The organism is Promicromonospora sp. MEB111 (assembly GCF_030209445.1).
GTDB lineage: Bacteria > Actinomycetota > Actinomycetes > Actinomycetales > Cellulomonadaceae > Promicromonospora.
Map to the genome: position 1 here is coordinate 86033 of NZ_JARVSD010000004.1, position 14663 is coordinate 100695.

Below are 14663 nucleotides of genomic sequence, written 5' to 3' on the forward strand. Positions count from 1 at the left end.
CCGTCCGTCCCTACCCCTCGGCCGGCCGCAGGAGGTTCTCCAGGAGCGTCATCCCCTGGAGCATGTCCACGTCCGGGTCGAGCAGCCACTGCGTCGAGAGCCCGTCCATGGCGGCGATCACCAGGGAGGCCGCCACCTGCGGCGAGATGTCGGACCGCACGGTGCCGGCGGCCTGCGCGACGCGCAGGATCGCCAGCGCCTCGTCGCGCAGCGACCGGTAGCGGTCGACGAAGAACGTGCGGGAGTGCTCGTTGTCGGACTCCAGCGCCCGGGCCACCATGCTGTGCCGCAGGGCCATGAGTCCCGGCGTCCGCCGGGCGTAGGCCTCCAGGTGCGCGGTGAAGTCGGTCGGGGCGGCGCCGCTCTCGCGGGCGTCGGCCAGGGCCTGGCGGTCCTTCTCGTGGAGCACCTCGAGGAAGAGCTCCTCGCGGGTCTCGAAATACCGGCGCAGGGCGGCGTGGCTCACGCCGATCGCCTCACCGATCGCGCGCAGGCTGGTGCCCTCGGACCCCAGCTCGGCGAACACCCCGATGGTGCGGTCGAGGATCTGCTGCCGGCGCAGGATCCCCTTGGGGTACCTGCCGCGCGGTCGTGACCGGCTCTCCGGTTCCGTGCTCACGGGCGCCTCGGCGCGCTCGCTCTGCGACACGTCCCACCTCCATGTTGCTCGCCGGACCTCAACCTATCAGCGCGAAAAGTTCCACGCGGAGCTTTTCTGTTACGGTGCCCTCATGAACGACAACGCCGTCCAGGTCGAGCACCGGGTCAACAACACGGTCCGCGACCTCCTCGTACCCGCCCTCTTCCCGCGCAGGGCGCCCGTCCGTGTCACGGCCTGGGAGGTGCCCGACGAGCCCGTGCCCTTCGCGGAGGCCGTGCGGCACGAGTTCACGCCGTTCGAGGTGGGCCAGGCCTGGAGCAGGCCCTGGGGGACCACGTGGTTCCACGTCACGGGCTCCGTCCCGGACGGCTGGGGGCGGGCGGGCACCACCGTCCAGCTCTTCGTCGACCTCGGCTTCTCGCGCCTGATGCCCGCCTTCCAGGCGGAGGGCCTGCTGTACCGGCCGGACGGCTCGATCATCAAGGGCGTCGAGCCGTTCAACCACGTCGTCGACGTCGACGGCGACACGGTCGACGTCTTCGTGGAGGCGGCGTCCAACCCGAACATGCTGGAGCACTTCTTCGCCTCGGCACCGCCCACCCCGGCGGCGGGGATGGCGGCGGCGCTCCCGGGGACCTTCCTGCCCGCCGGCACGTCCCACATCGCGCGCCTGGGCCACAAGGCGACGGCCGGCTCCGAGCCCGTCTACACGCTGCGCGACGTGACGCTCGTCGAGCGCGACCTCGACGTGGACGCGCTGCTGAGCGACATCTCCGCGCTGGTCGGCCTGGCGCGCGAGCTCGACCCGGGGCTCCCGCGCCGGGCCGGGATCGTGCGCGCGCTGGAGCGGGCGTGCGACGCGATCGACCCGGACGACGTCGCGGCGACCGTGGCGGCCGCCCGGGGCGAGCTCGCGGCCGTGCTCGCCGCCCCGGCCCATGCGACCGCCCACTCGATCGTCGCCGTCGGCCACGCGCACCTCGACTCCGCCTGGCTGTGGCCCACGCGCGAGACCGTGCGCAAGTGCGCCCGCACGTTCTCCAACGTGCTCGACCTGATGGACGCCGACCCCGACTTCGTCTTCGCCTGCTCCAGCGCGCAGCAGCTCGCGTGGGTCAAGGAGTACTACCCCCAGCTCTTCGAGCGCATCCGGGCCCGGGTCGCCGAGGGGCGGTTCGTCCCCGTGGGCGGCATGTGGGTGGAGAGCGACACGAACATGCCGGGCGGCGAGGCGCTGGTGCGCCAGTTCCTGCACGGGCAGGGGTTCTTCCTCCGCGAGTTCGGGACGCTCTCGCGGGAGGCCTGGCTGCCCGACTCCTTCGGGTTCACCGCGGCCTTCCCGCAGATCGCGCGCTCGGCGGGCACGGACAGCTTCCTCACCCAGAAGATGTCCTGGAACGACACCAACCGGATGCCGCACCACACCTTCCTCTGGGAGGGCCTGGACGGCACCCGGCTCTTCACGCACTTCCCGCCGAACGACACCTACGGCTCGGACCTCGGCGCCGCCGACCTCGCCAAGGCGCAGCGGCAGCACACCGAGAAGGCGACGTCGAACACGTCGGTCACCCTGTTCGGCTGGTCCGACGGCGGCGGCGGGCCCACCCGCGAGATGATCGCCGCCGCGCGGCGCACCCGTGACCTCGAGGGCTCCCCGCGGGTGACGCTCGGCGCGCCGGCCGACTTCTTCGCGGCGGCCAAGGAGAACCTGCCCCGGCCCGCCGTCTGGACCGGCGAGATGTACCTGGAGACCCATCGAGGCACCTACACCTCCCAGGCCCGGACCAAGCTCGGCAACCGGCGCAGCGAGCACCTGCTGCGGGAGGCCGAGCTGTGGAGCGCGACGGCTGCCGTCCGCGGACTGCTCGACTACCCCTACGAGCGGCTCGACACGATCTGGCACACGGTGCTGCTGCAGCAGTTCCACGACATCCTCCCCGGCTCGGCGATCGCGTGGGTCCACGAGGAGGCCGAGGAGGCCTACCGGCGGGTCGGCGAGGAGCTGGAGGGCATCATCGCGTCCGCCCAGCGGGCGCTCGCCGGCGACGGGGGAGCCACCGTCGTCTTCAACGCGGCACCGTTCGACCACGGGGACGTGCCGGCGCTGGGCGCCGCCGTCCTCGCCCCGCAGGACGTCGCCGCGGGGCAGGGTGCGGGGCCGGGCGCCGGCCCGGGTTCGACGCCGAACGTGGCCCCGGCCGCCGTGCCCGGCGGCTACCGCCTGGACAACGGCCGCCTCTCGGCGCGCTTCGACGCCGCGGGGCTGCTGGTCTCCCTGGTCGATCTGTCGTCGGGCCGCGACCTCGTCCCCGACGGCGAGCAGGCAGCGCTGCTGCAGGTCTTCCGGGACCGCCCCAACATGTTCGAGGCGTGGGACATCGACCGCTCCTACGCCAACGCCGTCACCGAGCTGCGCACCCCGGACACGGTCGAGGTCACGGGCGACGCCCTGACCGTGACGCACACCCACGGCGGCTCCACGATCGTCCAGCGGTTCCGGCTGGCCGCCGGCGCCGCGGAGCTGCAGGTCGAGACGGAGGTCGACTGGCACGAGCAGGAGAAGCTGCTCAAGCTCGCCTTCCCCGTGGACGTGCGCGCCGACGACTTCGCCTCCGAGATCCAGTTCGGGCACGTCATGCGCCCCACCTTCGCGAACACGTCCTGGGACGCCGCGCGGTTCGAGACCGTCGCCCACCGGTGGGTGCACGTCGGCGAGCCGGGGTTCGGGGTGGCCGTGGCCAACGCGTCCACGTACGGGCACGACGTGACTCGCTCCACGCGCGACGACGGCGGCACGACGACCCTGGTCCGGCAGTCCCTGCTGCGGGCGCCGAAGTTCCCGGACCCCGAGGCCGACCAAGGGGCCCACGTCTTCCGGACCACGATCGGCCCGGCGGCGACGGTGCTCGACGCCGCGGCCGCCGGCTACCGGCTCAACCTCCCGGCGCGGCACGTTCCGGGGGACCCGGACGCCGTCGTCGACCCGATCGTGACCGTCTCGGCGCCCTCGGTCCTGGTCGAGTCGGTGAAGCTCGCCGAGGACCGGTCGGGCGACCTCGTCGTCCGGCTGTACGAGGCGCAGGGCGCACGGACCGCGGTCACCCTCGGGCTCGGCACGCCCTTCTCGGCGGCGTGGCGCACCGATCTCCTCGAGCGCGACCTGGGCGAGCAGTCCTGGGCGGGCGGGGAGCCGATCGGCCTGGAGCTGCGCCCGTTCCAGATCGCGACCGTCCGCGTGCGGACGACGTCCTGAACCGTCAGGCCACGGGGCCGGCGGGGCGGGGGCCGGCCGGCGACGGCGGCGGGTCCCAGCTCTAGGACGTCCCCGCCTCCTTCATCCGGTAGAAGCGGAAGAACCCGAAGTCCTCGATCGGCAGCACCTCGAACTCGCTGAACCCGGCGGCCGCGCCGTACTCCCGCAGCAGGGACGGCCGCATCACCGTCCCGGTGGCCGCGCTCGGCCGGCTGGAGCGGCCGTCGGGCAGGCAGACGAAGAGGCTGAAGCCGTACATCATGCGCTCGAGCTCGTCGCCGTGCGGCGCGAACGACTCGGCCACGGCCTCGTCCATCACGATCAACGGCGCCCCCGGTGCGAGAGACGCCCGGACGGCCGCGAGCACGTCGACCGGGCGGGGCAGGTCGTGGACGCACTCGAAGGCGAAGGCCGCGTCGTACCGGCCGGCCGGCAGCTCGGCGGCGTCGCCATGGGAGAAACGGACCCGCTCGGCGACGCCGGCGGCGCGTGCGTTCTCGGTGGCCATCGCCACCGACGGCGCGTCGATGTCGATGCCGTGGACCGTCGCGCCGGGGTACGCCCGGCCGAGGGCGATGCTGGACCAGCCGCCGCCGGAGCCGACGTCGAGCACCTGGGCGCCGGGTCGCGCGAGCCGCTCGTGGAGGTCGGCGACGCCGGCCAGCGCGTCGGCCAGCCGGTGCTCGAACCACGGCCGGTTCGCGTCCGCCTGCCCCTCGCGGGCATGGTCGCCGAGGTCGTCCCAGCTCACGCCGTCGCCTGTACGGTAGGCGGCCAGCAGCCGGGGGAGCGCGGGGCCGACGGCTCCGAACATCCGTCCCACGGGGGCCAGGAAGTTGAGGCTGTCCCGGTTGGTCAGCACCTCCGCGGTGCCCGGCGGGATGCTGAAGACGCGTTCGTCCGGTGTGCCGTCCGAGTCGAGGTGCAGCAGACCGGTGACGGTCTGCTGCTCCAGCCACTCCCGCGCGTAGCGGGCGTCCGTGCCGGTGCGCTCGGCGAGCTGGGGCGGTGTCGCGGGACCGTCGTCGGCCAGCGACCGGTACCAGCCCAGGCGGTCGCCCAGGAACGTCGACATCAGGTCGACGGTGCCGAGGACGGCGCCGAAGAGGCGTTCGGCCACGGCATCGGCGGAGGGGGTGTCGTTCGGTGTCGCGTCCGTCGCCGCGTCGGTCGAGGCCGCGTCCGGGGTGGGATCCATCTCTCCACGGTCCGCCTGTCGCGCGCGGCCCACCACTGCGGGAGCGGGGGATCTTTCGGGGCGCGCGGCACGGCGGCTCAACGGTTGTCGGCTCTCGGGCCGGCGGCGACGGCATGTCGGACCGGGTCGAGCTCTACTGTGTGCAGGTGCAGCATGTCTGGGTTAGTCCCCGTCCGGGCGGTCTTCTGGCGTTCGCCTGGTTCGTTGAGAACGTGACGTCGCCGATCTTCATCACGCGCAGCCTGGCAATCGGCACGGCGCCCGAGTCGGGAATCGATCGGTGGGTCGTCGTCGTCGACCCCTCCGCGCCGCCGGATGCGCTCGCGGCTGCTCAAAGCCGGCTCCGTGAGGTCGGGCGCAGGGCGCGGTCGCGCTACGTGCCGGCCCGCGTGTTGACCGGGTTGTTCTACGCCTGGCCCGTGCTCTTCATTGCCCTCGTGGCCACAGCCGGCCAGGCTGCGGGCGGCGACACCGGGGCGGCCTTCGACGACGCGACACCGGTGACTCTCACGTACCTCGCGGTTCTCGGGATCGCAGCTTTTGTCGCCGGCTGGCTCGCCCGCGGTTCCGTCCGCGAGATCCGAGAGCTGCGCGTCGACCGGACGGCGCGCAGCGCGGTGCTGGGCCGGAACCGCGACGTGCTGCGCCTGATCTCGCGGTTCGACCAGCTGGGCGTCGTCGAACGGCGGATGTTCCTGGACCACCTGTGGAGCGTCGCAACGGCCGACCAGGCGCGCTCCCGCTACCTCGCCGGCGACACGCCCTTCGACGAGACCGAGTTCGCGGCACTGCGACGTGACGTCGAGGCGGCCGAGGCGGCGCTCGGACGCTGGGCGACCACCGCACAGGTTCACGTCTGAGCGGCCCGTGCCCCACCAGCTGCTACCGGTCCCCGGTCCCCCGGTAGTGCGCGTGCGCCCGCGCCCGTAGCTCCGGCGTCGCCGCCGCGCGGAGCGCGTCGAAGTACTCGCGCAGCGGCTGGCCGGTCTCGATCCAGCGCAGCTCCGCCTTCGACACGTAGTCGCCGCAGCCGGTGCAGAACGAGCGGTCACCGTAGAGGAACGGGTTGGCGAGGTAGCTGCGGACGATCTCCTCGGGCATGCCCGTGCCCGCTCCGCAGACCAGGTGGCGGTAGGCCTGGGGGACGCCGTCGAGCGAGCCCTCGTACCGGGCATCAGGCGTCAGGGTCACGTGCTCCTTCTGCTGGCCGTCCCGGCGGCGCCGCTGGTGCCACCACGAGTGCAGGCGGAGCGTGGCCGGCGAGACGGCCCGGTGACAGAACGGGCAGGTGAGGCGTGCGGCGTCGGACATGCGGGCCATGATGCCAGCGCTTCCGGGTGGCTCCGGACCCTTGACGTCCCAGGTTTCGCCCTCGTAATATCCGAACCGCAAGACTGCAAGAACTTGACAGACAACGAGCACAAAGCAGTGCACGTACTGCAACTCTGCACTCTCGCCCCCGGCACGCAGCCCTCTTCGGCTGCCTCGGTGGCGCCGACCCGACCCACCCAGGACGTCGACGCACCAGCCGGTCGCGCCGTCGTCGGGCGCCGTTGCCCGTGGGTGGCCGAGCCCGCCACCGGCGGGAGAACGAGGACGTTCATGAGAATCCCCTGGAAGCACACGGTCGTGACGGGCGCCGCGCTGGCGCTCGTCGCGCCGCTCGGCCTGGCCGCCGTCGCGCACGCCGCGGACGCCACCAATCTCGCCCTCGGCAAGCCGATCACGGCGTCGTCCGTGACGCAGAACTACGTCGCGGGCAACGCGAACGACGGGAACACCGCCTCCTACTGGGAGGGCGCGGGCGGGCAGTACCCGGCGCACCTCACGGTCGACCTCGGGCAGGACTCCGACGTCGAGCGCGTGGTCGTCAAGCTCCCGCCGCCTGCCGCGTGGTCCCCGCGCACCCAGACGTTCAGCGTGCTCGGCCGGTCCGACGGCGAGTCGTCGTACCGGACGCTCAAGGCCTCCGCGTCGTACGGCTTCGACCCCGCGACCGGCAACACGGTCGAGATCCCGCTCGACGCCGAGGCCGACGAGGTGCGCCTCGCGTTCAGCGCCAACACCGGCGCGGGCAACGGCCAGGTCTCCGAGCTGCAGGTCTGGGGCACGCCCACGGGCGACCCGACCGACCCGCCGGACCCGACCGATCCCACCGACCCGACCGGCACCAACTACGCCCTGAACCGGCCCGCGGCGGCGTCGTCGACCGAGTGGACGTACGTCGCGGCGAACGCCGTGGACGGGCAGACCGGCACGTACTGGGAGGGTGCCGGCGGGCAGTACCCGTCGACGCTCGACGCCTCGCTGGCCGCGCCCACGCAGGTCAGCAGCGTGCGCGTGCGGGTCAACCCGGACGCCGCCTGGGGCGCGCGCACGCAGACGTTCTCCGTCTGGGGGCGCTCGGGAACCGGCGCGTGGCAGGAGATCAAGGCGTCCGCCGGGTACGCGTTCGCACCCGCGAGCGGCAACCTCGTGGACATCCCGGTCACCAGCACCGTCACCGACGTGCGCCTGCGCTTCACCGGCAACACGGGGGCGGGCAACGGCCAGGTCGCCGAGCTCGAGGTCTACGGCGCCCCGGCGCCCAACCCGAACCTCACGGTCACGGCGGTGACGGCGTCCCCGGCGTCGCCCACGGCGACCACCCCGGTGACGCTCACCGCGACCGTGAAGAACACGGGCGACCGGGCGTCGGCGGCCACGTCGCTGGACGGGAAGATCGGCGGCAGCACGGCCGGTTCGGCGGACGTCGCCGCGCTGCAGCCCGGCGCGACCGCCCAGGTGACGGTCGCGGCCGGCACCCGGCCCGCGGGCGAGTACACGGTCGGCGCCGTCGTCGACCCAGGCAACACGGTGGCCGAGCAGGACGAGACCGACAACGCGTTCACGGCCACGGCGAAGCTCGTCGTGGGCGAGGCGCCCGGGCCCGACCTGGAGGTCGTCTCGGTCTCCTCCAACCCGGCCAACCCCGCCGTCGGTGCGGCCGTGTCCTTCTCGGTCCAGGTGCGCAACCGCGGCAACCAGGCGGTCGCGGCCGGTTCCGTCACGCGCGTGGTGGCGGGTTCGACCACCCTGAACGGCACGACGCCGGCCGTCCCGGCGGGCGGCACCGTCACCGTCACGCCCTCGGCGACGTGGACGGCGACCAACGGCGGTGTCACGGTGACGGCCACGGCCGACGCGACCGACGTCGTCGACGAGACGAACGAGGAGAACAACACCGGCACGCTCGCGGTGACCGTGGGCCGCGGCGCCGCCGTGCCGTACACCACCTACGAGGCCGAGGCCGGCCAGTACACGGGCGCGCTGCTGCAGACCGACCCGCTGCGCACGTTCGGGCACACCAACTTCGCGACCGAGTCGTCGGGCCGCGAGTCGGTGCGGCTGAACAGTACCGGCCAGTACGTGCAGTTCACGTCGACCAACCAGACCAACTCGATCGTCGTCCGCAACTCGATCCCCGACGCCGCCGGCGGCGGGGGACAGGAGAAGACGATCAGCCTCTACGCGGACGGCCAGTTCGTGCAGAAGCTGACGCTGTCGTCCAAGCACTCGTGGCTGTACGGCACGACCGACCAGCCCGAGGGCCTCGTCAACACGCCGGGCGGCGACGCGCGCCGCCTCTTCGACGAGTCGCACGCCCTGCTGAGCCGGTCCTTCCCGGCGGGCACGGTGTTCAAGCTCCAGCGCGACGCCGGGGACGACGCCGCGTTCTACATCATCGACCTGGTCGAGCTCGAGCAGGTGGCGCCGCCCACCTCGAAGCCCGCGCAGTGCACGTCGATCACCGAGTACGGCGCGATCCCGAACGACGGGCTCGAGGACACGGCAGCCATCCAGGCCGCCGTCACCGCGAACCAGGAGGGCGAGATCGACTGCGTGTGGATCCCGGCGGGCCAGTGGCGCCAGGAGAAGAAGATCCTCACCGACGACCCGCTCAACCGCGGCACGCACAACCAGGTGGGCATCAGCGACGTCACGATCCGCGGCGCGGGCATGTGGCACTCGCAGCTCTACAGCCTCATCAAGCCGCACCTCGCCCCGGGCGTCATCAACCACCCGCACGAGGGCAACTTCGGGTTCGACATCGACGACAACGTCCAGATCTCCGACATCGCGATCTTCGGCTCCGGCGACATCCGCGGCAACAACGGCCAGGAGGAGGGCGGCGTCGGCCTCAACGGGCGCTTCGGCCAGAACACGAAGGTCACCAACGTGTGGATCGAGCACGCGAACGTCGGCGTGTGGGTGGGTCGCGACTACACCAACATCCCCGAGCTGTGGGGGCCGGGCGACGGCGTCGAGTTCTCCGGCATGCGCATCCGCAACACCTACGCGGACGGCATCAACTTCAGCAACGGCACGCGCAACTCGCTCGTGTTCAACTCGTCGTTCCGCAACACCGGCGACGACGCGCTGGCCGTCTGGGCCAACCCGTACGTCAAGGACCGCAACGTCGACATCGGCCACGACAACGCGTTCCGCAACAACACCGTCCAGCTCCCGTGGCGCGCCAACGGCATCGCCATCTACGGCGGCTACGACAACTCCATCGAGAACAACCTGGTCTACGACACGATGAACTACCCCGGCATCATGCTGGCGACCGACCACGACCCCCTGCCGTTCTCGGGGACCACGCTCATCGCCAACAACGGCCTGTACCGCACGGGCGGGGCGTTCTGGAACGAGGACCAGGAGTTCGGGGCGATCACGATCTTCCCGCAGACCCACGACATCGTGGGCGTCACCATCCGCGACACGGACATCGTCGACTCCACCTACGACGGCATCCAGTTCAAGAACGGCGGCGGCAACATGCCCGACGTCCGCATCACGAACGTGCGGATCGACCGGTCGAACAACGGCTCCGGCATCCTCGCGATGGCCGGCGCCCGCGGCAACGCGATCCTGTCGAACGTGACCGTCACCAACTCCCGTGACGGGGACGTCGAGAAGGAGCCGGGTTCGCCGTTCGTGTTCACCGGCCAGTAGCTCGCCCCAGCAGCTCACCGCGCTCAGCAAGGACGACGACGGCGGGTCGTCGGCACGTCGTGCCGGCGCCCCGCCGCCGAGTGTCAGAGGTGACGCGTACTCGACCTGCGGACGTGAGGCGGGCGGGGGACCGGTCGGAATCTCACCCCGGGAGTCCTGTCCTGAACGGGCTTTTTCCGATACTTGTCCGGGCTTGACCCGTACGATTCTCAGCCAGGGAGCGCCGGTCGTTCCGACGGAACGGGTGCCGGCTACAGACGCGCGACGCGGCGACGGGGGTACACGGGTGGACGAGCGGGAGTCGGAACGGACCCAGGACCTGCGGTTCACCGCGCCGGAGCCGCCGGTCGGGGACACGCGGCCGATGGCGCCGCCGTCGTCCGCCGCAGGGCCCACCCCGCCGTCCGCCGCCCCTGGGCCCACCCCGCCGTCCGCCGTCCCTGGGCCCACCCCGCCGTCCGTGGTGCCGCGCCCGTACGAGCCGTATCCGCAGGGGTCCTACCAGCAGGCGCCGTACCAGCACACGCAGTACCAGCAGGCGCCGTACCAGCACACGCAGTACCAGCAGCCGCCGTACGCGCCCGGCACCGGGCCGGCGGCACCGACCAACCCGCAGGCGACGGCAAGCCTCGTGCTGGGGATCTCGTCGCTGTTCCTCGGCCTGCTGTTCGTGCCCTCGATCCTCGGCGTGGTGCTCGGGGCCGTGGGGGTCGCGCGCGCGGGCCGCACCGACCCGCCGATCGGGCGGGGTGCGGCGATCACCGGGATCATGCTCTCGCTGGCCGGCGCCGTCCTCGGTGTGTTCGCCGCGGCGGCCGTGACGGACTTCGTGACCGACACGGCGCGGACGATCGTCGAGGAGGGCGTCACCACGCCATCGGAGGAGGACGACGGCGTCCCGACCCCCGCCCGGGAGGAGTTCGTCCGGCTCGACGCGGCGCAGTGGGAGTCCATCGCCAAGAACCCCGACGAGGCCCAGGGGCGTGCCGTCGTGGTGTTCGCCGAGGTCATGCAGTTCGACGGCAGCACGGGCCCGGACCGCTTCCTGGCGGGCGCGGGTGTGGACCAGCCGGGCTCCGCGTACGAGCTGGAGACCCAGTCCGTCTTCGTCGCCGAGGAGGCCCTGCTCGACGGCGTGGAGGCCGGCGACGTGCTGAAGATCCACGCCGTGGTGGACGGGTCCTTCACGTACGAGAACCAGATCGGTGGCGCCTCGACGGTCCCGGCGCTGACCGTCGCGAAGATCGAGGACGTCGGCCTGGCCGACCTGAGCAAGGACGTCGAGTTCGGGGCGATCGAGCTCATGGCGCCCGCCCTGAACAGGGTGCCGGTCACCGTGACGAACAGCGGCCCGCGGGCGTTCGACTACTTCATCGACGTGGTGGTCGAGAGCAGGGACGGCAGGACGACGTACGACACCGGCACGGCCTTCGTCCGGGCCGTGAAGCCGGGAGCGACGGCCGAGACGTCCGTCGACTTCTTCGTGGACATCCCGGCGGGCGCCGTCGTCCGCGCCGAGCTGGTGGAACGGTACGACGGGTGACGGCCCTCCGGCGCTGACTCGCCTCATCTTGTCATTCGTCATACATCTCATTAGTCTGTGGCGACCGGGCATGTTAGCGCTCACAAAGATGGGGCGGCCCGGCGCAGCGGCACGGATACGAGGGAGTAGTCCAGCATGCAAGCCACCCATACCCCCGAGCGCCCGGGACCATCGGCGCGGACGCCGGGCTCACGGCGGGGCAGCAGACGACGGGGCCTCACGGCGTCGGTCCTGGCCGGGGCCCTGCTCGCCGCGGGCGCTCTGGCGGGCAGCGTCTCGGCCGCCGCCGAGGTCGCCCCGGCCGACACCGCCGCCGCGACCATCGTCGTCGACGGCGCGAGCGGCGGCCGCACCTACGACGGCGTCGGCGCGATCTCCGGCGGCGGGGCGACGTCCCGGCTGCTGCTGGACTACCCGCGCGAGGAGCGAGCGGAGATTCTCGACTACCTCTTCACGCCGGGCTACGGGGCGTCGCTGGAGATGCTGAAGGTCGAGATCGGCGGCGACACCAACACGACCGACGGCTCGGAGTCGAGCCACGAGCACGTGCGCGGCGAGGTGAGCTGTGACGCGGGCTACGAGTGGTGGCTCATGCGGGAGGCGGTCAAGCGCAACCCGGACATCACGCTCGGTGCCCTCGCCTGGGGCGCACCCGGTTGGCTGGGTGACGGCGAGTACTACTCGCAGGACACGATCGACTACTTCGTCGACTGGCTCGACTGCGCGGCCGGGCACGGGCTCACCATCGACAACGTGGGCATCCGCAACGAGCGCGAGTACGAGGCGCAGTGGGTCAAGGACTACCGCACGGCCCTCGACGCGGCCGGCTACACGGACGTGCGGATCATCGCCTCCGACGAGGCCGCGCGCCGCGGGGAGTGGCCCATCGCCGTCGACATGGCGAACGACCCGGAGCTCTTCGACGCCGTGGACCTGCTCGGCAACCACTACTCGCGCGGGCCCAGCTCCGCCACGGCCCAGGCGCTGGGCAAGCCGCTGTGGATCTCCGAGGGCGGGCCGTGGTCGGCCGAGTGGGGCGCGGGCGGCTCGTCCGCCTCGGTGCCCTCGCTCATCAACCACGCCTACCTCGAGGGCCGCATCACCGGCGTGAACTTCTGGAACCTGCTCACGGCCTACTACGACGGCCTGAGCATCTCCGACGCGGGCCTGATGCGGGCGAACACCCCCTGGTCGGGGGCGTACCAGGTGCAGTCCGCGATCTGGGCGGTCGCGCAGACCACGCAGTTCGCCGAGCCGGGCTGGCAGCACCTGGACGCGTCGTCGGGCTACCTCGACGCGGCCGACACCACGCAGGGCAGCTTCGTCACGCGCAAGGCGCCGCGCGGCGGTGACTGGAGCACCGTGATCGAGACGATCGGCGCGGCCGCGCCCCGCACGGTCACGCTCTCGGCGGAGGGCGGGCTCAAGGAACGCGACCTGCACGTCTGGCAGTCGACGGCGGACGACCGGCTGGTCCGGCAGCCGGACCTCCGGCGCGCCGCCGACGGCACGTACTCGGTGACCGTTCCTGCGAACGCGGTGGTCACGGTGACCACGGTCAGCGACAAGGGCGCGGGCAAGGGCGCGGCCAAGGGTCTCGGCGACGCCGAGGGCGGGCACGAGTCCGCGTTCCCGTTCCCGTACGAGAACAGCCTCGCCGACGGCGGTCCCAGCGGGCAGACGCCGTACTTCTCCCAGATGGAGGGCGCCTACGAGGAGCGTCCGTGCGCGGGCGACCGTAGCGGCACGTGCCTGACGCAGGTGTCGCCGCAGCCCGCGATCTCCTGGGCGGCGTGGAAGAAGCCGACCGGGATCCTGGGCGACCTGAACTGGTCCGACTACTCGGTGGGTGTCACGGCGTACGCGCCCGCGGGCGGCACGGCCGAGGTGCTGGGCCGCGTGTCGAACGACGCGATGCAGCCGGTGCCGAACGGTTACGGCCTGAGCCTGGGCGCCGACGGCACGTGGTCGCTCGGCCGGGGCGAGCCCGGCGGGCGGGCCTGGCTGGAGCTCGGCACGGGGACGCTGGACGGCGGGTCCGGCGGCGAGGGTGCCGGCGCCGGCTGGCACGACCTGGAGCTGTCCTTCGACCAGGACGTGATCACCGCGACGGTCGACGGCGCGCAGGTTGCCGAGGTCACCGACTCCACCTGGACGTCCGGCATGGTCGGGCTCTCGGGCGACTACGCGCCGGTGCAGTTCGCCGACCTCGCCGTCGGCCCGCTCCGGCCGGTCGCGACGATCGACGACGCCGATGCGGCGATCGCCTACGAGGGCGACGGCTGGACCCACTGCTCGGCGGGTGCGCGGCACGGGGACCGGTGCCCCGCCGTGACCGCCAGGCAGCTCCGCGACGCCGTCGGCGGCACGGTCAGCGCGAGCCGCGACCGCGGCGACGCCCTGACCGTGACCTTCGACGGGACGCAGGCCACGCTGACCGGTGTGGCCGGGCCGCGAGGCGGGACGGCGAGGATCTCGATCGACGGGAACGAGCCCGTGACGGTGTCCTACGCCGATCGCGGCGCGGTGGAGTGGCGCACCCCGGTGCTGGTCGACGGCCCGCACGCCCTGCGGTTCGAGGTGGCTTCCGGGCGCTCCGGCGGCTGGGTCTCGGTCGACCGGGTCGACGTCGCGCCCGGGGGCGGCGGGACGAGCTCGGTGGACGACCAGAGCGAGGGCACCGGCCAGGGCCGCCTCGACTACCACGGGGACGGCTGGCTGAGCTGCCCCGGCTGCATCAACCGCACGGGCCTGTACCACTCGTCGGTGACGTCGACGACGGTGGCCGGCGAATCCGTGGACTTCCGGTTCTCGGGCTCGTCCGTGGACCTGTACGGGCTGCGCGCCTCCAACCAGGGGCTCGCCACCGTGCTGGTCGACGGCGTGGAGGTCGGTGCCGCCGACTTCTACGGCCGCACCCGCGTGGGCAACCAGCTCATCTGGTCGAGCCCCGACCTGGGCGCCGGCGAGCACACGCTGACCCTCGTGGCGACGGGTCAGGGCAGCGAGTCGGCCTCCGGGACCGGCGTCAACGTGGACCGGCTGGTGGTGCGCCGGTAGTCCGAGGCCG

General features: G+C 72.5%; 8 protein-coding genes. 5 read left to right on the plus strand and 3 right to left on the minus strand.

Annotated elements, in window-relative coordinates:
• Nucleotides 1-10: 10 nt before the first annotated feature.
• On the minus strand, nucleotides 11-649 hold the full coding sequence (locus QRN56_RS04095; protein ID WP_285101395.1) for a TetR/AcrR family transcriptional regulator: 639 nt from the start codon (nucleotides 647-649) through the stop codon (nucleotides 11-13).
• Nucleotides 650-731: 82 nt separating this feature from the next.
• Here QRN56_RS04095 and QRN56_RS04100 point away from each other — a divergent pair, with 82 nt between their 5' ends.
• Nucleotides 732-3854: an alpha-mannosidase gene (locus QRN56_RS04100; protein ID WP_285101396.1), complete on the plus strand. Its 3123-nt coding sequence runs from the start codon at nucleotides 732-734 to the stop codon at nucleotides 3852-3854.
• A 61-nt stretch (nucleotides 3855-3915) separates the two neighbouring features.
• Here QRN56_RS04100 and QRN56_RS04105 read toward each other — a convergent pair whose 3' ends face one another.
• A complete protein-coding gene (locus QRN56_RS04105) occupies nucleotides 3916-5052 on the minus strand; it encodes a class I SAM-dependent methyltransferase (RefSeq protein WP_285101397.1) in 1137 nt (378 codons plus the stop codon).
• A 113-nt stretch (nucleotides 5053-5165) separates the two neighbouring features.
• On the opposite strand from QRN56_RS04105, the gene QRN56_RS04110 reads away from it, so the two are divergent.
• Nucleotides 5166-5912 carry a hypothetical protein gene (locus QRN56_RS04110; RefSeq protein ID WP_285101398.1) on the plus strand — a complete coding sequence of 249 codons (747 nt, stop codon included), beginning with the start codon at nucleotides 5166-5168 and terminating at the stop codon, nucleotides 5910-5912.
• 22 nt (nucleotides 5913-5934) lie between these two features.
• Here the strand turns inward: QRN56_RS04110 and QRN56_RS04115 are convergent, their stop codons facing one another.
• Nucleotides 5935-6363 (minus strand): hypothetical protein, encoded by a 429-nt coding sequence (locus QRN56_RS04115; RefSeq protein WP_285101399.1) that lies wholly within the window; start codon nucleotides 6361-6363, stop codon nucleotides 5935-5937.
• A 291-nt stretch (nucleotides 6364-6654) separates the two neighbouring features.
• Here QRN56_RS04115 and QRN56_RS04120 point away from each other — a divergent pair, with 291 nt between their 5' ends.
• The 3 genes from QRN56_RS04120 (at nucleotide 6655) to QRN56_RS04130 (ending at nucleotide 14653) form a co-directional block, all read left to right on the plus strand.
• A complete protein-coding gene (locus tag QRN56_RS04120; protein ID WP_285101401.1) occupies nucleotides 6655-10050 on the plus strand; it encodes a CARDB domain-containing protein in 3396 nt (1131 codons plus the stop codon).
• Between the two features lie 286 nt (nucleotides 10051-10336).
• Nucleotides 10337-11593 carry a DUF4190 domain-containing protein gene (locus tag QRN56_RS04125; protein WP_285101402.1) on the plus strand — a complete coding sequence of 419 codons (1257 nt, stop codon included), beginning with the start codon at nucleotides 10337-10339 and terminating at the stop codon, nucleotides 11591-11593.
• 135 nt (nucleotides 11594-11728) lie between these two features.
• Nucleotides 11729-14653: a glycoside hydrolase family 30 protein gene (locus QRN56_RS04130; protein WP_285101403.1), complete on the plus strand. Its 2925-nt coding sequence runs from the start codon at nucleotides 11729-11731 to the stop codon at nucleotides 14651-14653.
• Nucleotides 14654-14663 lie beyond the last annotated feature (10 nt).